This is a genomic window from Novosphingobium lentum NBRC 107847 (assembly GCF_001590965.1).
Classification (GTDB): domain Bacteria; phylum Pseudomonadota; class Alphaproteobacteria; order Sphingomonadales; family Sphingomonadaceae; genus Novosphingobium; species Novosphingobium lentum.
This window is the reverse complement of the sequence record NZ_BCTW01000002.1, coordinates 164,887-176,037: the sequence shown is the minus strand read 5'-3', so window position 1 is coordinate 176,037 and position 11,151 is coordinate 164,887. Positions and strand designations below refer to the sequence as shown.

General features: G+C 62.3%; 7 protein-coding genes. All 7 read right to left on the bottom strand.

Going from position 1 to position 11,151, the window contains the following annotated elements; translation table 11 throughout:
* Nucleotides 1–100: 100 nt before the first annotated feature.
* Nucleotides 101–1,033: a DUF2493 domain-containing protein gene (locus NL2_RS02290; RefSeq protein WP_068071268.1), complete on the bottom strand. Its 933-nt coding sequence runs from the start codon at nucleotides 1,031–1,033 to the stop codon at nucleotides 101–103.
* 325 nt (nucleotides 1,034–1,358) lie between these two features.
* The gene (locus NL2_RS02285) at nucleotides 1,359–2,399 is read right to left on the bottom strand and encodes a DUF7146 domain-containing protein (protein WP_068071266.1); all 1,041 of its coding nucleotides are present in this window, start codon (nucleotides 2,397–2,399) and stop codon (nucleotides 1,359–1,361) included.
* 51 nt (nucleotides 2,400–2,450) lie between these two features.
* Nucleotides 2,451–6,809: a bifunctional class I SAM-dependent methyltransferase/DEAD/DEAH box helicase gene (locus NL2_RS02280; RefSeq protein WP_068071264.1), complete on the bottom strand. Its 4,359-nt coding sequence runs from the start codon at nucleotides 6,807–6,809 to the stop codon at nucleotides 2,451–2,453.
* 190 nt (nucleotides 6,810–6,999) lie between these two features.
* Nucleotides 7,000–7,821, bottom strand: a complete 822-nt coding sequence (locus NL2_RS02275) for a DUF7007 domain-containing protein (protein ID WP_068071262.1) — start codon at nucleotides 7,819–7,821, stop codon at nucleotides 7,000–7,002.
* Nucleotides 7,818–8,291, bottom strand: a complete 474-nt coding sequence (locus tag NL2_RS02270; RefSeq protein WP_068071260.1) for a UCP036055 family protein — start codon at nucleotides 8,289–8,291, stop codon at nucleotides 7,818–7,820. Before NL2_RS02270 ends, NL2_RS02275 begins: the two co-directional genes overlap by 4 nt.
* Before the next feature lie 77 nt (nucleotides 8,292–8,368).
* Nucleotides 8,369–8,881, bottom strand: a complete 513-nt coding sequence (locus NL2_RS02265; protein WP_068071258.1) for a hypothetical protein — start codon at nucleotides 8,879–8,881, stop codon at nucleotides 8,369–8,371.
* A 100-nt stretch (nucleotides 8,882–8,981) separates the two neighbouring features.
* Complete coding sequence (locus NL2_RS02260) at nucleotides 8,982–11,096, bottom strand: ParB/RepB/Spo0J family partition protein (RefSeq protein ID WP_068071256.1); 2,115 nt, start codon at nucleotides 11,094–11,096, stop codon at nucleotides 8,982–8,984.
* Between the last annotated feature and the right edge of the window lie 55 nt (nucleotides 11,097–11,151).

Genomic DNA, 11,151 nt, shown 5'->3' with positions numbered 1-11,151 from the left:
GGGACAGCATCGGTACAGGAGCGCCCACACGACAGCATTATTTCGTCGAGCAAACCACATAGTCAAATTTGCTCGGTGGTACTTTCAAGGTCCAGATCCATCACCCTCCCTTCTCGATCGACCAAACCTTGATCCCCATCTTGCGGGCCTTGTCGACCAGATTGGCATTGATGCCATTGCCAGGGCAGGCAATCACCGCCTTGGGCAGGGCTTCGAGCATCTGGTCATTGCGCTTGAACGGCGCGGCTTTCTTGAAGCGGTCCCAGTTCGGCCGGAACGGATAGTGGGTGATCTTGCGGGCGTTGGCCCAGAGCACTGCGATATGTTCGCCGCCAGTAGGATTGCCGCCGTGGAACAGGACCATGTCGGGATATTTGGCGAGCACCTTGTCGAGCGTTGCCCAGATCTTGCGGTGATCGTCATAGGCCGGCCCTGCGGTGAATGCGACCCGCGTGCCCGTGGGAAGCAGTGGTTCGATTTCGGACTTGCGCTTGGCGGCAAGAAAATCCCGGCTGTCGACCATCGATGCGGTCATAGTGCGATGATTGACGAGTGAGCCGCTATACGGTGCCCAGCTCTTGCGGAAATGACGTTCGAACTGATCGCCAGCGGCTTCGCGCATGAACTCCATGCTGTTGCGGCGTTCGATGAGCCCCAGACCTTCGCGTAAGTGCCGCTCGAGTTCGACCGATCGCACTTCGGAGCCATCCTGTTCCTTCTGGCTACGCTTCTGCGCATCTTCATTGTCGTCAAGCTCGCGCTGGATACGGCTGCCTGCGCGATGGAAGACATTGGTGACCGACCAGCACAGATCTTCCAGATCGGGTTCGAGCCTGGTGTCGAGCATTGTCGCGATCAGGGCGTCAAAGATGTCGGAGATGGCACCTGCGACCATCCGTTCTTCTGGCAGCGGTCTTGTGTCAGCTTCATCGGAGAAGGGCCGGTAGCCATAGAGGCTGAGTTCGTCGAGCAAATGGCTGGTCGGGGATGCCTCGTGTTCGGGTTCAAAATCTTCGTGAATATCGGTTCCCATCGGCTGATCCTTCGCTGCTGTGACCGCGCGTCACGCTCGGCCTTCGTGGCGATCCTCTTGGCCGGATGGGACGGGCCTGCACCCTTGCGGCCGCAGCGTCAGCGAAGGACGGCGGGCGGCGGCTATTTTGCTTCGCGGTGTAAAGGCGCGTTTGCGCCGACGGAAAATAGTGGCCGCCCGCCGTTGCAGGCCCGGCCCATCCGGTCTCTCAGATCGCCCTTGCAGAAGGCCGTGCGCGCGGCTCTCTCAGGCAGGCAAGATGCCGGAGCCAGGTAATCACAGACCCGGACCCGAAACTTCTCTTCCCTTCCCGGCCATTGCCCGGTCATTCGAGGAATCGCCCTACATCCGCCAGGTGAAGCTGGGCGACAAGATCGAGCGCCAGTTGGCGGGAACCTCGCTCCTGCAAATCGTCATTGAGGTCGCCCAGGAGCGGCACCAGAGGAATGACCTCGATCCCGATTGGTTCTGCGCGCTGCGTCAATGTCGTCACTGCCGCATGGCCTGCCGGGTCATTGTCGAGTGCGACATAGAGGCGCTTGAGCGTTGCCGGGAGCAGGATGGCCGCGAGATGTGCGGATGACGTGGCTGCAGCCAGCGGCATAGCGGGCATGACCTCACGTAGCGACAGCATGGTCTCGATGCCCTCGCCCGCGATCATGACATCGTCCGCAATGCCGAACCGGATGGCGTGTCCGAGGATATTGCCCATCGCACGGCGCGGTGATGCGACCGGGGCCTTGATCAAAGCGTCCGGATCAATCCACGTCCGATGCACGCCGGTCGTATTGCCATCCAGATCGGTGACCGCTGCAATCAGGGCTGGCCATGCCGTGCGGGTGCCCGGCGCATCGTCTTTCGAGGGCCGGTAGTAGCAATGCGGGTGGAAGCGCAGCGGGTCTGTCGCCCGCAGGGTCATGATCGCCCGGCGGTGAAGATAGGTTTCTGCAACTGTGCGGCGCATTGGCTTGGATGCTGCGAACAGCCGCTGTGCTGCGGCTGGCGATCCCGCTGGCACTTTGGATTTGGGCCGATCCCGATGTTGGTCTGCGTCAACTGTCGGCATGGGCAGGCTCAGAAAGCGGCGGGCTTCATCGAGCGCATCTCGTAGCTGGTGGTACCCCTGACCCAGGGCAATGATGTCGAGCAGGTCGCCGTGCTGGCCGGTGGCCGCGTCGGTCCATTTTCCGGCTGGTCCCTTTTCCATATCGACGAGCCGGACATAGAGGCTGCGCCCCGGCTGGTTGCGAACATCGCCAACCAGCCAATAGCGCCCCTCGCGGTAGCCCTTGGAGAGATAATGACGACACACCGCCTCGGCCTGTTGGCCGAGACGGTGTGCGATCTGGGTTGCGGGTTTTTCCATGATGACCTTCCCGATTATGCTGGTCGTTTGACGATGAGCAAATCGGCGGCGTTAGGCGGCTCTGGCGTCGCTGCGGCGGTCAGTGACTTTCTGGATGGGGAAGCGTTCGATCAGTTTGGCGAGGATCTGCAGCCCATCAGCGCCCGTCGGTACGAACAGACGCAGCTTCCACGAGATGATCTCGGAGATCAGCCCCAGCGCCTTCAAGCGCTCGACGCCGAGGTCGTTGAATCCAGTGAGTTCAATGCGCGGCGTGCCCATCGACCGGACACGGGACAGCACTTGCCCCTCGGCCAGATGCAGTGCGGCTTCCCCCGCCATCAGCATTGTCCAAGCCTGATCGGCAGTAAGTTCGGGGGCTTTGGCACCAAGCGTTGCCGCCACCCATGCGGGCGATACCCGCCTGCCGACGATGCGCTCGCCGCTCTCGGCCTGGAGGCGGTACACCCGCGAGGATTCATTCGGCAGGCTCTTCCAGATTGGCAGGAGCAAGCCGGTCACGATGTGGAGCGAACTGGTCACGAACTCGGGCACATCGGCGACCTCGGAATTCCAGGCTTTAGCGAAGGCAGCCTGATCGGCATGTTCCCAATGGGTCTGGTCCATGGCTTCGCGGGGAATGTTCGTCCTTTCCATTGGACGGATCAACCGGACACGCTTTTCGACCGCACCATCATCCAGCATCACGCTGCGCGCGCCGGTCTGCACGGCAGCCCGGCCCGAGCGGCTGTTGACCAGTAATACCGCTCCCGGCTCGCGGGCATGGTCGAGCGCTTCGGCCAGCAACAGCGGTGCGTTGCGATGCTTCTGCTCGATGGTCAGCAACCGCGTTTCGGCCTCGGTGCCGGGATGGGTATAGATGGTCTGCCGGTCGGTGACAGTGAAGCTCTCTGCGATTAGCGTCTCCAGCCCCATTTCATAGGTGCCGCTGGCCATCGCGCCCTCGATCCGGGTGGCCAACAAGCCCTCGAACGCGGTGAACAAGATGTCCTGCATGTCGATGGTGAGCGCCAGCATCCGGTTGAGGAAGGTGGTGATCGGCGGAAGTTCATCGCGCAGACCGCCATCCTGGCCATCGATCAGCTGGAGACCGGTAGCCGCCTCGAACTGCCCCAGCGAGCAGCCCTCGACCTTGCCGCGCACGATCAGCTGGTAGAGCTGACGCAGAGCATCGCGAGCGTAATGCGATTCCAGATTGTCCTCCGGGCGGAACATGTTCTGTCCGCCGGTCTGCCGCTGGCCGCGCGTAATGGCCCCGAGCGTGTCGAGCCGCCGGGCAATGGTCGAGATGAAGCGCTTCTGCGCTTTCACATTGGTTGTGACCGGACGGAACAGCGGCGGCTGCGCCTGATTGGTGCGGTTGGTGCGCCCGAAGCCCTGGATCGCACTGTCGGCCTTCCAGCCCGATTCCAGCAGATAGTGGACCCGCAAGCGCTGGTTCCGGCAACCGAGATCGGCATGATACGATCTGCCCGTGCCGCCGGCGTCGGAAAAGACAAGGATCTGCTTCTCATCGTCCATGAACGCCTGGGTCTCGCCGAGATTGGCGGAAGCAGGCCGGTTCTCGACGGCAAAGCGCGTGGTGCCATCATCGCGGGTGCGGGCAACGATACGCCGAGACCGGCCCGTCACCTCGGCCACCATGTCGGTGCCAAAACGCTGGACGATCTGATCGAGCGCGCCAGGCACCGGCGGCAGGCTGGCGAGCTTTTCGATCATGCGGTCACGCCGTTCGACTGCATCGCGGGATTCAACCGGCTGCCCATCATCCGAATAGACCGGACGCGAGGACAGATTGCCCTCGCCGTCGGTGAAGGGCTCGTAGAGTTGCACCGGAAAGCTGTGCGCCAGGTAATCGAGCACATATTCACGCGGAGTTATATCGACCTGAATATCGTCCCACTCATCGGTCGGGATGTCGGCGAGCCGCCGTTCCATCAGGGCTTCTCCGGTCGAGACGATCTGGATGACGGCGGCATGGCCCGCTGCCAGATCCGCATCGGCCCTGGCAATCAACGTCGGCGTCTGCATCGCAGTGATAAGGTGGTTGAAGAAGCGCTGTTTGGCGGATTCGAAGGCCGAACGTGCCGCCGACTTGGCTTGAGAATTGAGATTGCCGTTGGTGATGCCCAGCGCCTCGTCGAGGTTGCTGTGGATCACCTGGAACGCCCCGGCATAGGCATTGTAAATGCGGGTCTGCTCTTCGGTCAGGGCATGTTCGACCATCTCATATTCAACTCCGTCGAACGACAGCGAACGTGCCGCATAGAGCCCGAGTGCCTTGAGGTCGCGGGCGAGAACTTCCATCGCCGCCACTCCGCCGTCCTCGATTGCCGCGACGAACTCGGGCCGTGTCGCGAAGGGAAAATCCTCGCCACCCCAAAGCCCGAGCCGCTGGGCATAGGCCAGATTCTGCACCGTGGTCGCGCCCGTCGCCGAGACATAGACAATGCGAGCGCCCGGAAGCGCATGTTGCAACCGCAGCCCTGCGCGGCCTTGCTGGGAGGGAGCCTGATCGCCCCTGCCGCCTTTGCCGCCCGCCGCATTGGCCATGGCGTGGGCTTCATCGAAGATAATCACGCCGTCAAAGTCAGCGCCCAGCCAATCGACGATCTGCTGGACACGGCTGACCTTGTCACCACGATCCTGCGAACGCAGAGTCGCGTAAGTGGTGAACAGGATGCCATCCCCCAGTTTGATCGGACTGCCCTGTTTGAAGCGCGACAAGGGCGTGACCAGCAGGCGCTCCTGCCCCAACGCCGACCAATCGCGCTGCGCATCTTCGAGCAGGCGGTCGGACACCGAGATCCACAGAGCGCGCCGGCGGCCTTTCAGCCAGTTGTCGAGGATGATCCCGGCGACCTGACGACCTTTGCCAGCCCCGGTGCCATCGCCCAGAAACCAGCCACGCCGGAACTGGACCGCGGCTTCGGAATCGTCGGGTGCAGCCTCGATCTTGTCCCAGGTCGCATCGACCGTCCAGGCGCCGGACAGGAAGCCGGAATGCGCTTCACCGGCATAGATCACCGATTCAAGCTGCGCATCGGACAGCATGGCATCGCTTACGATTCGCGCTGGCAAATGCGGACGATATGTCGGCTTGGGCGGTGCGACGGACGCCATGGCCGCTGATTGCACCATAGCGGTCGGATGCGGATGCGCGCCGATGATGCTGAGCGACTGGAGCGCATAGGGCTCGTAAATAGCATCAGTCAGTTGGACGGTCTGTTCCGGCACCCAATCCTTGACCGCATAGTCCAGCTCGTGGGCTTCGGTCGGCGGGATGATCCGCACTGGCTGCGGGGTTGGCGGGTTTCCTGCTCGTGCCGCTTTTGCGGGCACCGGCAGAATGCTTGATGCCGGCACTCGGCCACAGACTGCACCCGACACTTCGAGACGCGCCGGGACATGTTCCAGAACCCAGGTGAGGAGTGTGGCCGTATCCGGTGCTGTGCCGGGTGATGCCGGGAAGACAGCGGGATCACCTGCGGGAACGCGGTCGATCACGGTCAGCCGGGTTGAAACCGAGGTGCCGTGTTTGGCGTAAGCCCGGCCGTCGATGGCGGCGCTGAACAGCACGCGTCCGCGCTCCTGCAGCTTGATGAACGCATCGCGCCATATAGGCATCTCTGGGCCGAAACCTGCGCCGGTGATGGCGACGAGACGGCCACCCTCGGCGAGCCGTGCCAAAGCCGACGACAGATGGCGAAGTGCCGCATCCTTCATCGTGTGATTGACATGGGCCATCGCGGAGAATGGCGGGTTCATCAGCACGACGCTGGGACGAATGGCGGGGTCGAGATAGTCGTCGATCTGCGCGGCATCGTGCCGGGTGACAACCACCCCGCCAAACAGGTGTTCCAGCAGTTCGGCCCGCGTGTCGGCAAATTCGTTGAGCACCAGCGATGCGTCTGCCCGCTGGGCATGGATCGCCAGCAGGCCCGTTCCCGCTGAAGGTTCGAGCACCACGTCGGTCGGTGTGATGGCGGCGGCAATGGCAGCAACCGTGCCAAGGCCGACCGGCGTGCTGAACTGCTGGAGTGCTTGCCCCGACTGCGAACGGCGCGTGTGCGTCGGGAACAGCCGCGTGATCTTTTCGATCATCGCGAGCAGTGCGGCAGGATTGCCGGAATGTCGGGCGAGCGCCGGGCCGAACTTGCGGAGAAACAGTATCTGCGCAACCTCGCAGGCCTCATAGGCGGTTTTCCAGTCCCAGCGCCCCTCAGCATCGGAGCCGCCAAAGGCAGTTTCCATGGCGGACCGCAATGTCGCGGCATTGATGGCAGAACCGCGCTCAAGGTGGGGCAAAAGAGCTGATGCAGCCGCGATGATCGCATCGGAGGACGATGGGAAAACTGCAGGCGCGAGCGAAGCGGCCGCCGGTGCGGCGGCAGAGGCAGAATTGGTCATGTGGGAAGTCCCTTGAAAGAGCGGTGAACGGGCAAGCCCGCGCGGTCTTTCTCTCAACCGGCAGGCTCGCCCTTCCGGGGCATCCCTCTCGCTCTGGCCGCGGCCGCAATGCGGCCGCGGATCGGCACACACAGAAATGCCCGCCACCGGAAACCGATGGCGGGCATCAAGGATATGTTGTTGGACTTGTTCAAGCCGCCTGCGGTTCGAACCGCTGATGTTCGCGCTCGTCGATCACGAAGCCAAAGCGTCCGGCCTGATATTCGTGTCCAGGCACCAGATAGAGCCGTTCGTCTGCCAGTGACCGATTGCCGCCAATTTTGGCGACACATTCAATGAAACCGGGATGGCGATCCGACTGGATCGCGGAGACGACAATCCAGTCGGCCGCATGGCGCTGCCGGAACTGCCGTTCATCCTTCACCCGGGATTCACCCGGTGCCAGCGTCACGCCGTGAATGTGCTCCCAGACATCGGGATAATCATTGCACAGCGTTTCAGCCGCACATCGCCGCTCGCGGGTGGTGAACAGGCGAGGAAAGCTGAATGCGACTTTGGCCCATTCAGCATCCTCCTCATACCAGCCATCGCCGTTTCGCCACATGGCATGAACCGATGCGTTGCGTTCACTACCGAGGTAAAATCCGCCATGCCCTGCCGTCGAATGGCAGAGAATGCCGTCAGCGTAGTGGTAACTCTGCTGTGAGGTTCCCCACGGCGTTCCGACCCGCATCCCCGTTTCAGGGCGAGACAGCACAGCCAATTCGCGCTTGTGCTGGGCGACATCCTCAACATGGGTACGGAAGGCTATCTCGTCGGCTACGAACCCGTCGGCACCATAGAAGTCGGCAGACACCCATGTGCCGATAGGTTTGGACAAACGCCAGGCGCTCGCCATCCGTAGGCCGCCCACCACGGGAATGGCGAGCCAGCCCAGATCATCGACCTGCGCTGCGAGATGACCTTCGGCGGTTCGTGCGAACATGGCCGTGATGGACGGTGCGTTGCTCATGCCGCCCTCCGCAGTTGATCGAAGCGATTGGCTTCATCGGCTTCGACGACCTCGAAACGCATGTCGGAATAGCGGTGGTCAGCTGCCCAGGCCTCGGCGGACGCCATGTTGGCGGCCAGGTGCCGCATCTCGATAGCGCCGTTCCATTCGGTCAGTACACGGACCATGCCGGCTAGCGGAACTTCGACTATTTCGAAGGCGAGCGGGCTGGCAAGCTGGTAATGGCGGGTGACGACAATGATCGTAATACCGCCGCTGCCATAGTCGCCCAGATGAAGCTGAAATCCCGCTGGCATCCAGTGACTGCCGATCAGTCGGCGCGGTTGCTTCGCGGTCAACCTGCCCGTGCCGTTATAATTCTCCCATGCGGAGAGCTTGCGGTTGAAGCGCGCAGGCGGCCGAGGTTCGCCGTCCGAGAAACGGATGAGCGCGCCAAGGGGTGCGTGCTCGAAAATATGCAGTGCGGACATGATTGGTCTCCATAAAACGCAAAAAGCCCGGCACAGGGCCGGGCGAACGCGATTAAAATCCTGTAATAGAGGGCTGGTCAGATCGGCTGCATTTCGCCCGCAGCGACAGCCTCGGCGATGAACTGCGCCATCAGATCATGGGTCGATTGCCCGCGAGTTTGGTCAGCGGTTATCAAGATGGCCATGCCGCCGAAGCCATCGGGGCGCATCTTGTCGCAGGTGAACGACGCGATCACCGAGAGATGGTCGAGCGTGTCGGAGCGGCGGACCACGTCCTGAAGGATGTTTTCCCACCAGCCGCCTGATGCGTCGATCTCGATCTCGCCGTCGCCAAGCACGGCTGTGCCATGTTGGTCGACGATCTGTTTCCATGCCGTGGTGCTCTCCGCAGCGGGATCATCAAGACAAGGCCGCAGCTTTTCGACATCCAGATAGAGCATGTCGGATACGCCTTCGTCGCTGCAGAGGTAGAGGGCGTCGTCATCGATTTGCATGTCGAAGATCTCAGCAAGCAACAGGCGTTCCAGGGCCGTGAGGTCGATGGCAGGGATTGCCTGCTGGACAACAATGGGTGTGTAATAATTGGCCATGATTGGCTCCTTGAAATGAAAACGCCCCCGGCTGATGGGGCCGAGGGCGCAAGGTGAAATAGATGCCGGAGCGTCGGAAGCCGCCCCGGATCAGTGGGAGCTATTCAGCCGCGATGGCGTAATGCTCAGGGTCGAGTTCTTCGTCAGTCGGTTCATCGCCATCGCCAGCATCGTCGTCAGCGAGGAAGGCTGGCAGGTCTTCGACCGTCGTCACATCGGTCACCTGCTCAGCCTCGACTGCAACAACCCGCAACGGTTCAGGTAGCCAGCCACTGCCGTCGAGTAGGCGTTCGGCCTCCTTCGCCATGTCGCCCTTCTTCAGATGATCGATCAGCCCGACCATCTCTTCGCCCCGGGCTTCGCGCACCGCGTCAAGTATGCGCGGCTTGGTGACCCGGCCGAGGTAGTTGGCGATGGTCGGCTGCCAGCCTGCCCGTGCCATATCGAGTCCGATGGTGCGGGCGATATGATCTGCTGACGCAAGTCGCTTGCTGACGCCGTGCGCCGACACATGGCCCTGATTGTAGCGGTTCGCTGGTTCGTAGAGCGCATTGACGCTGAGCGCGGTGCAATGCGCCAGCAGCCGCATGTGATCGCCCGTGTCCATTGAGCTCAGCACGTCCCAGAGATGGTCGGGATCATCAGGCAGGATGTCACCCCAGGATTTATGACGCTGCTGGATTGCCTGCGCCCAGACACTATCGCCGAGGGCCGGAGCCACATTGCCAAGAAAGGCGTGCCGCACAGAGATCTCGACACAGCCCGAGGCGGCATGCGGCGTGAAGACCGAACGGCACAGCGCATGGAGCAGCGCGATGAACGCAGCTTCCGGAGCTTCGGCCAGGGCATTGCGAAGCGCCAGGGTGCGCTCCGCCGTCAGTTCGGTCACCAGCCGTTCTGGCAATGGCCGGATGACATCGTCTTCCTCCTCGACCGGTTCGGCAGCGAACGCCGATCCGCCAATGGTCACGTTCGGCTGCTGCGGTCCGACTGCACTGGCATCATCCGCCAATTCGCCAGTTTCGGCATCAACGACAGGCTCGTCTTCGGCCCGGACATAACCGCGATCGATCCGCAGCACGCCATTGCCGGCCAGCGAGATGAAAACGCCTGCCCGCGCCATTTGAGCTTTGTCATAGGTGGCAGGCCGATTGAGGTAGCCGTCGATGGCGGTTTCCAATTCGCCGAGCCGGGCGTCGACTTCCTCGGGCAGATCATCCCCGCCGTCATATTGTCCGGTCAACTCGTCGAACTCGGCCATGAGAACGTCGCAAGCAGCCTGATCGACCTCGCTCAACGCCTCGACCGTGCCGGTGATTCGGCGATGGCCGAATTCATGGCCGTAAGGCAGATCGGATGCAGCCTCGATCCATTTCCAGCCTTCCTTGGCGATCGCATGGGCCGTCTCGCTCAGGATCTCGGAAACCAGCCGGTCGAGAAGTGCAACATCCTGCATCCAGCCGCCCTGGTCGATGGTGAACAGATCGCGCATGATCGTGCCGCCAGCTTCCTCATACGCCGCGATACCGACGTAGCGGGCACGGCGATCGCTCACCGGCACGGCCTCGTCGGTCAGCAGACGGCGGATATTGTAAGGCTGATTGGAGTATGTCTGCCCAACATCGGCCCAGACCTGCTCCTGGCGCGTATGATCGCACGAAATGCTGAACGCCATCAGTTGGTCGAGCGTCATGCCGTCCTCGGCATAGACTTCGAGCAAGGCTTCGGACACCGAGGCCAGGCGCAGGCGCTGCTTGACGATGCTGGCAGTGACGAAGAATCGCGCCGCGATCTCATCCTCGGACGTGCCTTGCTCGCGAAGCGCTTTGAACGCGCGGAACTGGTCAAGAGGGTGCAACGCCTCGCGCATGACGTTCTCGGCGAGGGAATCCTCCTCCGCACTGCCACCCTCGCGCACCACGCAGGGCACTGGCTGGGTCTTCGCCATCCGCTTGGTCTTGACCAGCAGTTCGAGGGCGCGGAAGCGCCGGCCGCCGGCGGGAACCTCGAATATGCCGGTTTCCTTGCCATCATCATCGAGCATGGGCCGGACGTTGATGCTCTGGAGGAGCGTGCGGCGGACGATGTCATCGGCCAGTTCGCCGATAGAGACGCCGCATTTCACGCGCCGGACGTTGGACTGGCTGAGAACGAGCTTGTCGAACGGGATGTCGCGCGAACTGCTCAGGCGGAGCTTGGGAACAGAACTTGCCATGGTATTTTCTCCATGACGGGCCGCCAGGAGCCTCTCTCCCGACCCTGACCCGTCA